This is a genomic window from Streptomyces sp. NPDC003720 (assembly GCF_042875075.1).
GTDB lineage: Bacteria > Actinomycetota > Actinomycetes > Streptomycetales > Streptomycetaceae > Streptomyces.
The window spans coordinates 435,531-449,823 of sequence record NZ_JBIANZ010000003.1; the positions used below are offsets into that span (position 1 = coordinate 435,531).

Genomic DNA, 14,293 nt, shown 5'->3' on the forward strand with positions numbered 1-14,293 from the left:
TCAGAATCGCGCATGACTGTTCGATATCCGCGCCCCCTGCGCCCCGGTGACCGTGTCGGCGTGACCTCTCCGTCCAGCGGAGTGGCGAAGGAGCACCGGGGGCGGCTCGACGTCGCGGTCCGGGACCTTCAGGCGCGCGGCTACGAGGTCGTCGTGGGCCGCTGCATGGACGGCTCGACCCACATCAGCGCCCCCGCCGCCGAGCGCGCCGCCGAGCTGACCGCGATGCTCACCGACCCCGCCGTCCGGGCCGTGGTGCCCCCGTGGGGCGGGGAGACCGCCGTCGACCTGCTGCCGCTGCTCGACTTCGAGGCGATCGGGCGGGCCGAGCCGACCTGGGTCGTCGGCTGGTCCGACATCTCGACGATCATCACCCCGCTGACCCTGCTCACCGGTGTCGCCACCGTGCACGGCAACAACCTGATGGACACGCCCTACCGGACACCCGAGGGCCTGCTGTCCTGGCTGGACGTGGTGACCGACCCGCAGCAGGGGCAGCCCCTCGTCCAGACCCCGCCCGGCCGCCACCGCGCCACCGGCTGGGACGACTACGCGCTGTACCCGGAGGTCCGCGACCTCACCCTGGACAGGGCCGGCGCCTGGACCCGGCTCGACGGCACGGGCGACGTGGACGTCGAGGGCCGGCTGATCGGCGGCTGCATCGAGACCCTGGTCAACCTCGCGGGCACCCGCCTGCTGGACACCAGGTCCTTCGCCGACGGCGACGACCTGCTCGTCTACGTCGAGGCGTGCGAGGACAACGCCTACACCATCTGCCGCAATCTGCACGGCATGCGGCTCGCCGGGTTCTTCGACCGCGCCGCCGCCGTCCTCGTGGGCCGCACCAAGGCCCCCGACGGCCGCACCCTCACCCAAGCCGAGGCGGTCCTCGACGCCCTCGGCCCGCTCGGGGTGCCGATCGTCGCCGACGTCGAGTGCGGGCACGTCCCGCCCTACCTGGCGCTGGTGAACGGCGCCCGCGGCCGCGTGGTGCACACGGCCGGGCGCGGCGAGATCGTCCAGACCTTGGACTGACCCTGGCGCCGGGACCGCGCACCCCGTGGCGGGGCGGGCCCGTGGCGGGTTCGTATGCTCTGGGCATGACCGACAGCAACGAGCTTGACCCCGAGGACCGCAAGATCGTCACGCTGGCCCGCTCCGTGCGCGCCCGCAACGGTGTGCCCGAGGGGGCGGCCGTACGGGACGAGACCGGGCGTACCTACGCCGCCGGATCGGTGGAGCTCCCCTCGCTGCGGCTGAGCGCCCTGCGGACCGCCGTCGCCATGGCGGTGGCCTCCGGCGCGCGGTCGCTTGAGGCGGCGGCCGTGGTGAGCGAGGCCGGGGAGGCGGCGGCCGAGGACCTGGCCGCCGTGGCGGACCTCGGCGGGGCCGGGACGCCCGTGCTGCTCGCCGGCCCCGACGGGGAGGTGCGGCGGACGGCCCCGGCGGTCGCCGCCGAGTGACCGACGGCGCTGCCCGTCAGAGGGCGTCGGGACCGCGCTCGCCGGTCCGCACCCGCACGACGGTCTCCACGGGCAGCGCCCAGACCTTGCCGTCCCCGATCTTCCCCGTCTGCGCGGCCGCGACGATCGCGTCGATCACGTCGTCGGCCACGGCGTCCTCCACCACGACCTCGATGCGCACCTTCGGCACCAGGTCGACCCGGTACTCCGCGCCCCGGTAGACCTCGGTGTGCCCGCGCTGCCGGCCGTAACCGCTCGCCTCGCTGACGGTCAGTCCCTGCACGCCCAGCTCCTGCAGGGCGGTCTTGACCTCGTCCAGCCGGTAGGGCTTGACGATCGCGGTGATGAGCTTCATGCCTGGCTCTCGACCTTCCGGCTGGGTGCCTGCTGGGCGGCGACGAGGGAGTGGGTGACCGGAGCGCCATGGCCCAGGACCCCGTGATCGTAAGCCGTCTCGGCGTGCACCGTAAGGTCCAGGCCGGTGTGCTCCTGCTCCTCGCTCGCCCGGAAGCCCAGCACCCGGTCGATCAGCTTGCCGAGCCCGTAGGTCACCCCGAAGGCGTACGCCCCGACGGCCGCCACGGCCAGCAGCTGCCGGCCCAGCGGGAGCAGCCCGCCGCCGTAGAACAGGCCCTCGGCGCCGCCGGTCATCGCCCGCTCCGCGAACAGCCCGATCAGCAGGGTGCCGATGAGGCCGCCGACCAGGTGGACGCCGACGACGTCCAGCGAGTCGTCGTAGTTCAGCCGGAACTTCCAGCTCACCGCGTACGAGCAGACGACACCGGCGGCCAGGCCCACCACCAGCGCGCCCAGCAGGGAGACCGTGCCGCAGGACGGGGTGATCGCGACCAGGCCCGCCACCGCGCCGGAGGCCGCGCCCAGGGTGGTGGGGTGGCCGTCGCGCCTCTGCTCGACGAAGAGCCAGCCGAGCAGGCCCGTGCAGCCGGCCGCGAGCGTGTTCAGGAAGGCCGCGGCGGCGAGGCCGTTCGCGCCGAGCGCGGAGCCCGCGTTGAAGCCGAACCAGCCGAACCAGAGCAGACCGGCGCCGAGGATCACCATCGGCAGGTTGTGCGGACGCATGGCGTCCTTCCTGAACCCGAGCCGGGGTCCGAGCACCAGGCACAGGGCGAGCCCGGAGGCGCCGGAGGTGATCTCCACCGGCATGCCGCCGGCGAAGTCGAGCGCCCCGAGCCGGTCCACGATCCAGCCGCCGGGGCCCCACACCCAGTGGGTCACCGGAACGTATACCGCGAGCGCCCAGACCGGGACGAACACCAGCCAGGCGGAGAACTTCGTGCGGTCCGCGACCGCGCCGCTGACCAGGGCCGCCGTGATGATCGCGAAGGTGAGCTGGAAGGTGGCGAAGAGCAGGGTGGGGACCGTGCCGTGCACGCTGCGCGGGCCGATCCCGGCCATCCCGGAGTGCCCGAGGCCGCCGATCAGCCCACCGAAGACGTCGTCCCCGAAGGCGAGCGAGTAGCCGGCCGCCAGCCAGACCACGGTCACCAGGGCGATCGACACGAAGCTCATCATCAGCATGTTCAGCACGCTCTTGGTGCGCACCATGCCGCCGTAGAAGAGGGCCAGACCCGGGGTCATCAGCAGGACGAGGGCGGTGGCGGCGAGGAGCCAGGCGGTGTCGCCGGTGTCGACGTGGGCTGCGGCGAGGGTCACGGGCGTCTCCAACGGTGTGGGGGCTCGTCAGAGGTTCACCGGTCACCGTTTCCGGTTGCGTACAGGTGTGTTTCCGTGACGTTTCGTTGCGCCGTGGTTTCGTCAAGCTCACATCAAGAGCCGGTGGCGGCCGTTGGTACGGCGCGGTCCCGTGGATCAGGGACAATGAACGCCATGAGCGTTCGTACCCAGTCATCCGAGCCGTCGGGCGAGACCGCCCACCGCGCCGGCTTCGCCTGCTTCGTGGGCCGCCCCAACGCGGGCAAGTCCACCCTCACGAACGCTCTGGTCGGGCAGAAGGTGGCGATCACCGCCAACCAGCCGCAGACCACGCGGCACACGGTGCGCGGCATCGTGCACCGGCCCGACGCCCAGTTGATCCTGGTGGACACCCCCGGGCTGCACAAGCCGCGCACCCTGCTCGGCGAGCGGCTCAACGACGTCGTGCGGACGACCTGGGCCGAGGTCGACGTGATCGGCTTCTGCCTGCCGGCGAACGAGAAGATCGGCCCCGGCGACCGCTTCATCGCCAAGGAACTGGCCGGCATCCGCAAGTCCCCGAAGGTCGCCATCGTCACCAAGACGGACCTCGTCGACTCCAAGACCCTCGCCGAGCAGCTCATCGCGATCGACCAGCTCGGCAAGGAGCTGGGCATCGAGTGGGCGCAGATCGTCCCCGTCTCGGCGACCGCGAACAAGCAGGTCGACCTGCTGGCGGACCTGCTGGTCCCCATGCTGCCCGAGGGCCCGGCGCTCTACCCCGAGGGCGACCTCACCGACGAGCCCGAGCAGGTCATGATCGCGGAACTCATCCGCGAGGCGGCCCTGGAGGGCGTCCGCGACGAGCTGCCGCACTCCATCGCCGTGGTCGTCGAGGAGATGCTGCCGCGCGAGGACCGCCCGGCCGACAAGCCGCTGCTGGACATCCACGCCAACGTCTACATCGAGCGCCCCAGCCAGAAGGGCATCATCATCGGCCCCAAGGGCAAGCGGCTGAAGGACGTCGGCATCAAGTCCCGCAAGCAGATCGAGGCGCTGCTCGGCACGCCCGTCTTCCTGGACCTGCACGTCAAGGTGGCCAAGGACTGGCAGCGGGACCCCAAGCAGCTGCGCCGGCTGGGCTTCTGAGGGCGCCCCGGGACGCGCTCAGGCGCGCGACGGGGTCATGTCCTGCAGCCCCACCACCCTCAGCAGCCGCAGCCGCTCGGCCGACTCCGTGCCCGGCCGTGCCGTGTGGATGATGAGGTGCTGATGGCCCTCGTGGCTCAGCAGGACCTCGCAGTCCAGTTCCAGCAGGCCCACCACCGGGTGCACGAAGCGTTTCGTGGACGGGCGGCGCAGGGACACCTCGTGCGCCTCCCACAGCCGGGCGAACTCCTCGCTCGCCGCACGCAGTTCGGCGGCCAGGGCGGCCGGCTCCGGGTCCTCGGGGCGGGCCGCGGCCACCGCGCGGAGGGCGGCCACGTGGTCGAAGGCGTGCGCGGGCAGGTCCTCCGGCGGGAACAGCGCGCGGGCCGCCGGGTCCAGGAAGAACCGCCGCGTCAGGTTCCGCTCGCGCGGCGGGCGGGCGAGCGCGTCCCCGACCAGCGCCTTGGCCAGCGCGTTCTGCGCCAGCACCGTGCCGCAGTCCGTCACCACCTGGGCCGGTGAGTCGTACAGCCGGTCCAGGACCAGCAGGAGGCCCTGGCGGACGTGCGCGGAGGCCGCGCCCCGCCGCGGGGGCTCCTCGCCCACCAGGTGGAAGAGGTGGTCCCGCTCGTCGTCGGACAGGCGCAGGGCGCGCGCCAGCGCCGTCAGCATCTGGCGGGACGGGCGGGGACCGCGGCGCTGTTCCAGCCGGGTGTAGTAGTCGACGGACATCCCGGCCAGTTGGGCCACCTCCTCCCGGCGCAGTCCCGGGGTACGGCGGCGGGCGCCGGCCGCGAGGCCCACGTCGGCGGGTTCCAGGCGGGCCCGGCCGCGGCGCAGGAAGTCGGCGAGTTCGGCTCGGTTCACCCTCCCAGGCTGCGGCACTCCGGCCGCGTTATCCAGGGACCGCCGGTCCCCCGATCGGGAGGTCTCTCCCGGCGCCGCCGGACACGGCCGAGGCTGGGAGCACCGAACGAGAGGAACCCAGCCATGCTGACCCTGATCACCGGCGCCACCGGACAGGTGGGACGCGGATTCGTCCCCCGGCTGCTCGCCCAGTCGCGGCCCGACGAGCGGATCCGTGTGCTCGTCCGCGACGAGTCCCGCGCCGCCGACCTCGCCGACCGCGGCGCCGAGATCGTCGTCGGCGACCTCCGCGACACCGACGTGCTCGGCAAGGCCCTCGCCGGGGCCGACGCCGTGGTCAACGTCGCCGCCTCGTTCCGCGGCGTGCCGGACGAGGAGGTGTGGGCGGTCAACCGGGACGCGGCGGTGGAACTGGGCCGGGCGGCGATCGCCTCCGGAGCACGGCGCTTCGTGCAGACCGGCACGATCCTGTCGTACGGCACCGGGCGCGGCCGGCCGCTCGTCGAGGACGATCCCACGGTGCCCGGCGGCCCCATGTGGATGACGTACCCGGAGTCCAAGCTGGAGGCCGAGCGCGCGCTGCTGGCGCTGGACGGGCTGGACGTGCGGGTGGGCCGGCTCGCCTTCGTCTACGGCGACGGCGACCCGCACCTGCCCGGCATCACCCGCTGGACCGCGAGCCAGCCGGCCACCAAGCGGCACCACCTCGTGCACGTCGCCGACGTCGCCCAGGGACTGACGCGCCTGCTGTACGCCCCGGGCGCCGGCGGCCGGGTCTACAACATCGCCGACGACGCCCCGGTCACGGTCCTGGAGATCCACCGGCTCCTCGGCGTCGAGCCGCCCGCCGACGGCCCCGACCCCGACCCCTGGTACGGGCTCGCCTCCACCGACCGCATCCGCCGCGAGCTGGGCTACCGCCCCTCCTACCCGACGCTGTGGAGCGCCCGGGACGCCGGGGTCCTGTGACGGTCACTCGACGCCCCTGATCCGCCGCACCAGCACCGCCCCCGCCAGACCGATCACGGCCGCCACCAGGTACAGCACCCGGTAGCCGCCCAGGTACGTCACGATCGGCGCGGCAAGGGCGGGCGCCGCGACCTGCGGCAGCGCGTTGGCCACGTTGATCACGCCGAGGTCCTTGCCGCGGTCCAGCGCCTTCGGCAGGACGTCCGTCATCAGCGCGAAGTCGACCGAGGTGAACACCCCGAAGCCGACCCCGAGGACCGCCGCCGCGACGATCGCGCCGGGCCAGGTCTGCCAGCCGGCGAGGGCCGCCGTCGCCACCGCCATCAGCACGCCCGACCAGATCACGAACGGCTTGCGGCGCCCCGTGCGGTCCGACCACACACCGCCCACGACGACCGTGGCGAGCAGGGTCAGTCCGTTCACGGCCGTCAGGATCAGCACGCCCCGGCCGGGATCGCCGTACCGGAGGCGGTCCCGCAGGTAGTACAGCAGGTACAGCAGGACCAGCGCGTTGCTGAGGTTGACCAGGAAGCGGGTGAGCCAGGCCCAGCCCAGGTCGGGGTGGCGGCGCGGACTCAGCCAGAAGCCCGCCAGGAAGCCGCGCCAGGACCAGGCCGGCCGGTCCGCCGCGGCCAGCCGCAGGTCCTCGTACCGCAGCACGTACGGCAGTACGCCCACCAGCGTGAACACCGCGCACGCCAGGTACCCGGCCGCGGTGCCGCCCGCCGCCGTGGCCAGACCCGTGCCCCCGACCACGCCCAGGATCTGGGCCGCGCCCAGCCAGCCGCCCACCGCGCCGCGGCGGCCGCGCGGCACCCGGTCCGGGACCGCCGCCGTGATCGCCGCGAAGGCCGCGTTCAGGGTGAGCTGCGCCAGGCACCAGCCCAGCGCCATCGTCCCCGCCCCGTCCGCGCCCGCGAGCAGCAGCAGCGAGAGGGCGCCGCCCGCCGCGCCGGCCACGATCCACGGCGTACGGCGGCCCCGGCGGCCGGTCGTGCGGTCGGACAGGGCGCCGAAGAGCGGGTTGGCGACCAGCGAGACGACCGCGCCCGCGCCGGTCACCCAGGCCAGGAGCGTCTCCTTCGGCATCCCGGCGCCGGGCGCGAAGTCCCTCGCCTGGGAGGCCAGCAGGATCTGCAGCGGCCCGAACCAGCCGACCCAGATCGCCCCGTTGGCCAGTGCCAGTGCCGCCGTCCAGCCGCGGGGGACCGGCCCGGCGGGCTCCGCCAGGGCGGCCGGGGCGGCGGCGGTCATCTCTGCGCCCGCAGCACGTCCCGGTACCAGTGGTACGAGGCCTTCGGGGTGCGCTCCAGGGTGTCGTAGTCCACGTGCACCAGACCGAAGCGGCGCGCGTAGCCCTCCGCCCACTCGAAGTTGTCCATCAGCGACCAGACGAAGTAGCCGCGCACGTCTACGCCCGCCTCGAGTGCCGCGTGCAGGGCGCGGATGTGGGCGTCCAGGTAGGCGATCCGGTCCTGGTCGTCGACGCCCTCGTAGGAGCAGCCGTTCTCCGTGACGACCACCGGCGGGAGCCGGTCGCCGTACCGGTCGCGGAAGCCGGTCAGCAGCTCCGTCAGCCCCTCGGGGACCACCGGCCAGCCGAAGTCCGTCTCCGGGCGGCCCTCGATTCGCCTTACCGAAAAGGGGAGTTCGGCGGGCATGTCGATGCCGCCGAACTCGGTCGCGATGCCCTGCGGGGCGCCCACCCGGGTCGGGGCGTAGTAGTTGACGCCGTACCAGTCGACCGGCGCGGAGATGGTCTTCAGGTCGGACTCCACGTCGCCCGGCATCAGTTCGCCGACGCCCTCCGGGTACTCGCCCAGCAGGACCGGCTCCGCGAACAGCCGGTTGAGCAGCAGGTCGTAGAAGCCGGCCGCCTCCTGGTCGGCCGGGTCGCCGGAGGCCGGCCAGGTGGGGCCGTGGGAGTTGGCGATGCCGATGTCCGCCGCTCCGGCCGCGCGCAGGGCCCCCACGGCGAGGCCGTGGGCGAGGAGCTGGTGGTGGGCGGCGGGGAGCGCGTCGAACAGCAGCTTGCGGCCGGGAGCGTGCACGCCGAGGGCGTGGCCCAGCAGGGTGTGCTCGGCCGGCTCGTTGAGCGTGATCCACTTGGTCACCCGGTCGCCGAGCCGCCCGGCGACCGCGGACACGTACTCGGCGAACCGGGCGGCCGTGTCCCGCTCCAGCCAGTCCAGGCCGGCCGGCAGATCCCAGTGGAAGAGGGTGGGCACGGGGCGCACGCCCGCCGCGCACAGCTCGTCCACCAGGCGGTCGTAGAAGTCGAGGCCGCCGGGGGAGTTCACCCGAGGCCAGGACACGGAGAAGCGGTACGCGTCCACGCCGAGGCCGGCGAGCAGCGCCACGTCCTCGCGGTAGCGGTGGTAGTGGTCGCAGGCCACCGCCGCCGTCGAGCCGTCCTTCACCCGCCCCGGCGCGGCCGTGAACACGTCCCACACGGAGGGCTCCCGCTCGTCGGCCGCCCCCTCGATCTGATGGGCCGAGGTGGACACGCCCCACAGGAAGCCGGCCGGGAAACGGGGAATCGCCTTGCCTGCGTCAGTCGCCATGGCCCGGATCATCCGTACCGTCGGTAACGGAAGTCAACGCCCCGGCGCGAAACCGGGGCGCACGACCCGCCTAGGCCCCCTCCTTCAGCACTCTGGTGATCAACTCCCGCTGTTCCTCGGTCAGTCGGGGATCGGCCGCGTAGACCGTGCGGCCGTCGACCGTGATCTCGTAGGCGAAGCCGTCCGGTACCCCCGCCGGTGGCGTGGGCCTGCCGGAGGCCAGGACCCGTTCGGCCAGGGACTGCCACTCCCGGTCGTCGGGCCGGGCCGAGGTGTCCACCTCGGCCCGGCGCTCGATGCCGGCGAAACCGCCCGTGCGCCGTACCTGAATACGCATGGGTGCCTGTCTAGTACGGAACTACAGCGTCCGCACCCCGACCTGCTCCCAGGCCTTCTGCACGGCCTCCAGTTCGTCGCCCGCGCCGAACCGCTCGCGGGCCGCCTTGACGGTGAGCGTGGCGAAGTCCGTGAACAGGGCCTGCTGCTTCAGCTCGCCGCCGGTCAGCACGTCGTACCAGAGCTGCCCGGCCTTCTCCCAGGAGTGGCCGCCCAGGGCGGTGGCGACCAGGTAGAACGCGTGGTTGGGGATACCGGAGTTGATGTGCACGCCGCCGTTGTCCCGGCCGGTGCGGACGTAGTGCTCCATGGTCGCCGGCTGCGGGTCCTTGCCGAGGTTCGGGTCGTCGTACGCCGTGCCCGGCGCCTTCATCGAGCGCAGGGCGGTGCCGTGCACACCCGGCGCGAGCAGGCCCGCGCCGATCAGCCAGTCGGCCTCGGCGGCGGTCTGTCCGAGGCTGTACTGCTTGATCAGCGAGCCGAAGACGTCGGACAGCGACTCGTTGAGCGCGCCGGGCTGGCCGAAGTAGGTGAGGTTGGCGGTGTGCTGGGTGACGCCGTGGGTCAGCTCGTGGCCGATGACGTCGACCGGGATGGTGAAGTCCAGGAAGATCTCGTTGTCCCCGTCGCCGAACACCATCTGCTCGCCGTTCCAGAAGGCGTTGTCGTAGTCGGTGCCGAAGTGCACGCTGGCGTCCAGCGGCAGGCCCTCGCCGTCGATGGAGTCGCGGCCGTAGGCCTTCTGGTACAGGTCGAAGGTGGCGCCGAGACCCGCGTAGGCGCGGTTCACCGAGGCGTCCGAGCCCGGCCCCGAGCCCTCCTCGCGGACCTTGACGCCGGGCAGGTCCTGCCGGTGCCGGGCGTCGTAGACGGTGCGGTGCGGCCGGCCTGCGGCGGCACCGGCGGGCGGGGCGACCGCGGGCGCGCCGAGCACCGTGGTCAGGCGGCGCTTGGTGCGCTGGAAGGCGTCGTGCTCCAGGGACCGGCGGGCGGGACCGGAGACCGCGGAGTCCTCGGCCTGTGCGAGCCGGTCGAGGACGTGCGGCGGGACGATCGTGCAGAAGACGGGCTCGAAGCCCCCGTTGGTGGTCATGTCCGGCACCATCGCACTGAGTGACGCGACTGTCACCACTCGCAACCATGATTGGTGAAATACCCGGACATCCCATGTCGCGCTGCGTCACGGAGTGGTAAGAGAGAGGAGTCGCCGAGTGGGATTGCGCACTTTATGTCCGTTTGGTCCCCACGGTCCCGCATACTGGGACAGGCCCACGCACCCGGTGCGGCTCGGCTAGGCTGCGGAGCATCATGCGTTTCGGGCTGCTTCTCCTTAGCTGCCGCGGCGAGGGCCTGTAGACAAGGCCGACCCCCTCCCCGCGGAGCTCTGGCGTTGCGTCGTCGGCCGTCCACTCGGACATCCGGACACCCTGAGGAGCCCACGCATCATGGCCAACCGCCAGCAGCCCAGTTCCATGCCGATCCACAAGTACGGCCGCTACGACCAGGTCGGCATCCCGGACCGCACCTGGCCGGAGAAGCGGATCACCGTCGCCCCCCGCTGGCTCTCCACCGACCTGCGCGACGGCAACCAGGCACTGATCGACCCGATGTCGCCCGAGCGCAAGCGCCGGATGTTCGACCAGCTGGTGGCGATGGGCTACAAGGAGATCGAGGTCGGCTTCCCCGCCTCCGGCCAGACCGACTTCGACTTCGTACGCTCGATCATCGAGGAAGAGGGCGCGATCCCCGAGGACGTGACGATCTCCGTCCTGACCCAGGCCCGCGAGGACCTGATCGAGCGGACCGTGGAGTCCCTGAAGGGCGCCCGGCGGGCCACCGTCCACCTGTACAACGCGACCGCCCCCGTGTTCCGCCGGGTCGTCTTCCGCGGCTCCAAGGACGACATCAAGCAGATCGCCGTCGACGGCACCCGCCTGGTGATGGAGTACGCCGAGAAACTGCTGGGCCCGGAGACGGAGTTCGGCTACCAGTACTCCCCGGAGATCTTCACCGACACCGAGCTGGAGTTCGCGCTGGAGGTCTGCGAGGCGGTGATGGACGTCTACCAGCCGGGCCCGGGCCGCGAGATCATCCTCAACCTGCCCGCCACGGTGGAGCGTTCGACCCCGTCCACGCACGCCGACCGGTTCGAGTGGATGCACCGCAACCTGTCCCGGCGCGAGTACGTCTGCCTGTCCGTGCACCCGCACAACGACCGCGGCACCGCCGTCGCCGCCGCCGAGCTGGCGGTGATGGCCGGCGCCGACCGCGTCGAGGGCTGCCTGTTCGGCCAGGGCGAGCGCACCGGCAACGTCGACCTGGTCACCCTGGGCATGAACCTGTTCTCGCAGGGCGTCGACCCGCAGATCGACTTCTCCGACATCGACGAGATCCGTCGTACGTGGGAGTACTGCAACCAGATGGAGGTCCACCCGCGCCATCCGTACGTGGGCGACCTGGTCTACACGTCCTTCTCCGGCTCCCACCAGGACGCCATCAAGAAGGGCTTCGACGCCATGGAGGCCGACGCGAAGGCCAAGGGCGTCACCGTCGACGACCTGGAGTGGGCGGTGCCGTACCTGCCCATCGACCCCAAGGACGTCGGCCGCTCGTACGAGGCGGTCATCCGGGTCAACTCGCAGTCCGGCAAGGGCGGTGTCTCCTACGTCCTGAAGAACGACCACAAGCTGGACCTGCCGCGCCGCATGCAGATCGAGTTCTCCAAGCTCATCCAGGCCAAGACGGACGCCGACGGCGGCGAGATCACGCCGAAGGACATCTGGGCGGCCTTCCAGGACGAGTACCTGCCGAACCCGGAGAACCCGTGGGGCCGCATCCAGGTCCGCACCGGCCAGTCGACCACCGACACGGACGGCGTCGACACGCTGACCGTGGAGGCGACCGTCGACGGCGAGGACACCGTCCTGACCGGCTCCGGCAACGGCCCGATCTCCGCCTTCTTCGACGCCCTGCAGTCCATCGGCGTCGACGTGCGCCTGCTGGACTACCAGGAGCACACGATGAGCGAGGGCGCCTCCGCGCAGGCCGCCTCGTACATCGAGTGCGCGATCGGCGACAAGGTCCTGTGGGGCATCGGCATCGACGCGAACACGACGCGTGCGTCGCTGAAGGCCGTCGTCTCCGCGGTGAACCGCGCGGCCCGCTGACCGCTCTGACCGGGCTCTTCGGTGCCCCGGCCGCCGTACCGGGCGGCCGGGGCGCCGTCGTATACCGGCCATCGCGCCGTGCAGGTCACGGAAAGGTCTCGTACGGGGTACTGACTCAGCCTCCGGGATGTGGCTAACATCACGCAAGCGCTGCGATGTTGCCGCGCGGTTACGGAGGTGCGACGTGCTGCCAGTACGGGGACGAGACGGCCGTGCCGCCAGGGCTGCGCGCATCCTGGGCACCCGCACCGCCTGGACACCCGTCGGGGACGGCGAGTTCTACTGCCCGGGCTGCGGAGGCGACCGCAACTACCAGCGGCTCTCCGGCCGCCGCCGCCTCACCCTCCTCGGCGTGCCCCTGCTGCCGCGCGGCGCCACCGGACCGGTCGTGGAGTGCGCCGCCTGCGGCCACCACTACGGCACCGAGGTCCTCGACCACCCCACCACCCGCCGCTTCTCCGCGATGCTCCGCGACGCGGTGCACACCGTCGCCCTCGCCGTCCTCGCCGCGGGCGGCACCTCCTCCCGCACGGCCCTGGAGACGGCCGCCGGCACCGTCCGCGCCGCCGGCTTCCAGGAGTGCACCGAAAACCGGCTGGCCGCCCTGGTCGAGGCGCTCGCCGCCGACACCGGCCGGGTCCTCGGCGGGCCGTGCGGCGCGAGCCTCGCCATAGAGCTGCACGAGGCCCTGGACCCGCTCGCCCCGCACCTCGCCCCGGCCGGCCGCGAGTCCCTGTTCCTCGACGCCGCCCGCATCGCCCTGGCCGACGGCCCCTACACACCCGCCGAGCGAGACGCCCTCACCACCGTCGGCGCCGCCCTCACCATCTGCGCCGACGACGTCGGCAGACTCCTGGCGGCGGCGCGCACGCCGTCCTGACCCTCCCGGGGCAAGCCCGTGAGCGGAGAGCGCTGAACGCGGGAAGCATGGAGCCGTGACCCCGCTGAGCCGCGCCCTCCTCGTCGCCACCGCGTTCCTCGCCCCGCTCACCGCCGTCCACCCCGCCCGGTCCGCACCCGGCTGTGACTCCTCGGTGCCGTACACCGCCGGGGAGGGCGGCTACGACACCTACCGCGTCCCCGCCGCCGTCGTCACCGGGCGCGGGACCCTGCTGGCCTTCGCCGAGGGCCGGCACGACGAGGCCGGGGACAGCGGCGACATCGACGTCGTGCTGCGCCGCTCCGCCGACGGCGGCTGCACCTGGGGACCGCTGACGGTGGTGGCCGCCGGGCGGGGCGACACCCGGGGCAACCCGGCACCCGTCGTCGACCCGCGCACCGGCACCGTCGTGCTCGTCACCTCGTACAACAGCGGTGCGGTGACCGAGGCGCAGATCATGCGCGGCGAGGTCACCCCCGCGCAGGGCCGCCGGGTGTTCGTGCAGCGCAGCCGGGACGACGGCCGCCGCTTCACGCCGCCGCGGGACATCACGGCCGCGGTGAAGCCGGCGCACTGGCGCTGGTACGCGACCGGCCCCGGCCACGCCCTGGCCGTGACCCGCGGCCCGCACGCCGGCCGCCTCCTGGTCCCGGCCGACCACTCCACCGCGCCGCCGCCCGGCTCCTCGGACACCGGCCAGGAGCCCCGGTACTACGGCGCCCACGCCCTCTGCAGCGACGACGGCGGCCGCACCTGGCGCCTGGGCTTCGTGGCCGACGCCAAGGACGGCGTGACCAACGCCAACGAGACCAGCGCCGCCCAACTCGGCGACGGGCGCCTGTACTTCTCCGCGCGCGACCAGAACGGCAGCAGCCCAGGCGACCGGCTCGGCGCCTGGTCGAGCGACGCGGGCGAGACCCTGGACGGCCCCTTCACCGTCCGTAGCACGCTGAACGACGTCCCGGTCGTCCAGGGCAGCGTCCTGCAACTGCCGGGACCGAAGGCCCCGTTGCTGTTCTCCGCCCCCTCCGTGCCCACGGCCCGCCGGGCGATGGCCCTGTGGCGCAGCACCGACGGCGGACGGACCTTCGGCCGGGCACTCACCCTCTCCGACCGGCCCGCCGCCTACTCCGACCTCGTCCGCGTCGACGCGGACACGGTCGGGCTGCTGTACGAGACGGGGGCGAAGGGGCCGTACGAGACCATCGAGTTCCGGCGGCTGCCTGCGGGGACGGCACGCTGACC

General features: G+C 72.9%; 14 protein-coding genes. 7 read left to right on the forward strand and 7 right to left on the reverse strand.

All coding sequences use genetic code 11. The annotated features are described in order from the left end of the window. The first annotated feature begins 12 nt into the window (after positions 1-12). Together ACFYU0_RS10870 and ACFYU0_RS10875 are read left to right on the forward strand one after the other, a co-directional pair. Positions 13-1,035, forward strand: a complete 1,023-nt coding sequence (locus tag ACFYU0_RS10870; protein WP_389299600.1) for a S66 peptidase family protein — start codon at positions 13-15, stop codon at positions 1,033-1,035. A 65-nt stretch (positions 1,036-1,100) separates the two neighbouring features. Continuing rightward, positions 1,101-1,463: a cytidine deaminase gene (locus ACFYU0_RS10875; protein WP_389299603.1), complete on the forward strand. Its 363-nt coding sequence runs from the start codon at positions 1,101-1,103 to the stop codon at positions 1,461-1,463. A 16-nt stretch (positions 1,464-1,479) separates the two neighbouring features. On the opposite strand, the gene ACFYU0_RS10880 is transcribed toward ACFYU0_RS10875, so the two are convergent. Both ACFYU0_RS10880 and ACFYU0_RS10885 read right to left on the reverse strand, forming a co-directional pair. Next, positions 1,480-1,818 carry a P-II family nitrogen regulator gene (locus ACFYU0_RS10880; protein ID WP_351659533.1) on the reverse strand — a complete coding sequence of 113 codons (339 nt, stop codon included), beginning with the start codon at positions 1,816-1,818 and terminating at the stop codon, positions 1,480-1,482. After that, a complete protein-coding gene (locus ACFYU0_RS10885; protein WP_389299605.1) occupies positions 1,815-3,137 on the reverse strand; it encodes an ammonium transporter in 1,323 nt (440 codons plus the stop codon). Before ACFYU0_RS10885 ends, ACFYU0_RS10880 begins: the two co-directional genes overlap by 4 nt. A gap of 174 nt (positions 3,138-3,311) precedes the next feature. Between ACFYU0_RS10885 and era the strand changes: the two genes are divergently transcribed. Then, positions 3,312-4,265 (forward strand): GTPase Era, encoded by a 954-nt coding sequence (era, locus tag ACFYU0_RS10890; RefSeq protein ID WP_351659539.1) that lies wholly within the window; start codon positions 3,312-3,314, stop codon positions 4,263-4,265. A gap of 18 nt (positions 4,266-4,283) precedes the next feature. On the opposite strand, the gene ACFYU0_RS10895 is transcribed toward era, so the two are convergent. Beyond that, on the reverse strand, positions 4,284-5,132 hold the full coding sequence (locus ACFYU0_RS10895; RefSeq protein ID WP_351659542.1) for a helix-turn-helix transcriptional regulator: 849 nt from the start codon (positions 5,130-5,132) through the stop codon (positions 4,284-4,286). Between the two features lie 123 nt (positions 5,133-5,255). Between ACFYU0_RS10895 and ACFYU0_RS10900 the strand changes: the two genes are divergently transcribed. Beyond that, entirely contained in the window at positions 5,256-6,101 is an 846-nt protein-coding gene (locus ACFYU0_RS10900) for an NAD(P)-dependent oxidoreductase (protein ID WP_351659545.1), read from the forward strand. Between the two features lie 3 nt (positions 6,102-6,104). Here the strand turns inward: ACFYU0_RS10900 and ACFYU0_RS10905 are convergent, their stop codons facing one another. The 4 genes from ACFYU0_RS10905 to ACFYU0_RS10920 all read right to left on the reverse strand — a co-directional run bounded on the left by ACFYU0_RS10905 (position 6,105) and on the right by ACFYU0_RS10920 (position 10,094). Then, positions 6,105-7,355: an MFS transporter gene (locus ACFYU0_RS10905; protein WP_389299609.1), complete on the reverse strand. Its 1,251-nt coding sequence runs from the start codon at positions 7,353-7,355 to the stop codon at positions 6,105-6,107. Continuing rightward, a complete protein-coding gene (locus ACFYU0_RS10910; RefSeq protein ID WP_389299611.1) occupies positions 7,352-8,665 on the reverse strand; it encodes a GH1 family beta-glucosidase in 1,314 nt (437 codons plus the stop codon). Before ACFYU0_RS10910 ends, ACFYU0_RS10905 begins: the two co-directional genes overlap by 4 nt. A gap of 70 nt (positions 8,666-8,735) precedes the next feature. Beyond that, positions 8,736-9,002, reverse strand: a complete 267-nt coding sequence (locus tag ACFYU0_RS10915) for a protealysin inhibitor emfourin (protein ID WP_351659553.1) — start codon at positions 9,000-9,002, stop codon at positions 8,736-8,738. A 21-nt stretch (positions 9,003-9,023) separates the two neighbouring features. Then, positions 9,024-10,094: a M4 family metallopeptidase gene (locus tag ACFYU0_RS10920; protein WP_351659556.1), complete on the reverse strand. Its 1,071-nt coding sequence runs from the start codon at positions 10,092-10,094 to the stop codon at positions 9,024-9,026. A gap of 352 nt (positions 10,095-10,446) precedes the next feature. On the opposite strand from ACFYU0_RS10920, the gene leuA reads away from it, so the two are divergent. The 3 genes from leuA to ACFYU0_RS10935 all read left to right on the forward strand — a co-directional run bounded on the left by leuA (position 10,447) and on the right by ACFYU0_RS10935 (position 14,291). Further along, positions 10,447-12,168 (forward strand): 2-isopropylmalate synthase, encoded by a 1,722-nt coding sequence (gene leuA, locus ACFYU0_RS10925; RefSeq protein ID WP_351659559.1) that lies wholly within the window; start codon positions 10,447-10,449, stop codon positions 12,166-12,168. Positions 12,169-12,352: 184 nt separating this feature from the next. Next, positions 12,353-13,048: a TerB family tellurite resistance protein gene (locus ACFYU0_RS10930; RefSeq protein ID WP_389299616.1), complete on the forward strand. Its 696-nt coding sequence runs from the start codon at positions 12,353-12,355 to the stop codon at positions 13,046-13,048. Between the two features lie 55 nt (positions 13,049-13,103). Beyond that, entirely contained in the window at positions 13,104-14,291 is a 1,188-nt protein-coding gene (locus ACFYU0_RS10935) for an exo-alpha-sialidase (RefSeq protein WP_389299619.1), read from the forward strand. The last annotated feature ends 2 nt before the right edge of the window (positions 14,292-14,293 follow it).

What these genes read in the sequence shown, in the direction of transcription:
- ACFYU0_RS10870 (WP_389299600.1), top strand. Translation starts at nt 13, where the DNA reads ATGACTGTTCGATATCCGCGCCCCCTGCGCCCCGGTGACCGTGTCGGC.
- ACFYU0_RS10875 (WP_389299603.1), top strand. Translation starts at nt 1,101, where the DNA reads ATGACCGACAGCAACGAGCTTGACCCCGAGGACCGCAAGATCGTCACG.
- ACFYU0_RS10880 (WP_351659533.1), bottom strand. Translation starts at nt 1,818, where the DNA reads ATGAAGCTCATCACCGCGATCGTCAAGCCCTACCGGCTGGACGAGGTC.
- era (WP_351659539.1), top strand. Translation starts at nt 3,312, where the DNA reads ATGAGCGTTCGTACCCAGTCATCCGAGCCGTCGGGCGAGACCGCCCAC.
- ACFYU0_RS10900 (WP_351659545.1), top strand. Translation starts at nt 5,256, where the DNA reads ATGCTGACCCTGATCACCGGCGCCACCGGACAGGTGGGACGCGGATTC.
- ACFYU0_RS10905 (WP_389299609.1), bottom strand. Translation starts at nt 7,355, where the DNA reads ATGACCGCCGCCGCCCCGGCCGCCCTGGCGGAGCCCGCCGGGCCGGTC.
- ACFYU0_RS10910 (WP_389299611.1), bottom strand. Translation starts at nt 8,665, where the DNA reads ATGGCGACTGACGCAGGCAAGGCGATTCCCCGTTTCCCGGCCGGCTTC.
- ACFYU0_RS10915 (WP_351659553.1), bottom strand. Translation starts at nt 9,002, where the DNA reads ATGCGTATTCAGGTACGGCGCACGGGCGGTTTCGCCGGCATCGAGCGC.
- ACFYU0_RS10920 (WP_351659556.1), bottom strand. Translation starts at nt 10,094, where the DNA reads ATGACCACCAACGGGGGCTTCGAGCCCGTCTTCTGCACGATCGTCCCG.
- leuA (WP_351659559.1), top strand. Translation starts at nt 10,447, where the DNA reads ATGGCCAACCGCCAGCAGCCCAGTTCCATGCCGATCCACAAGTACGGC.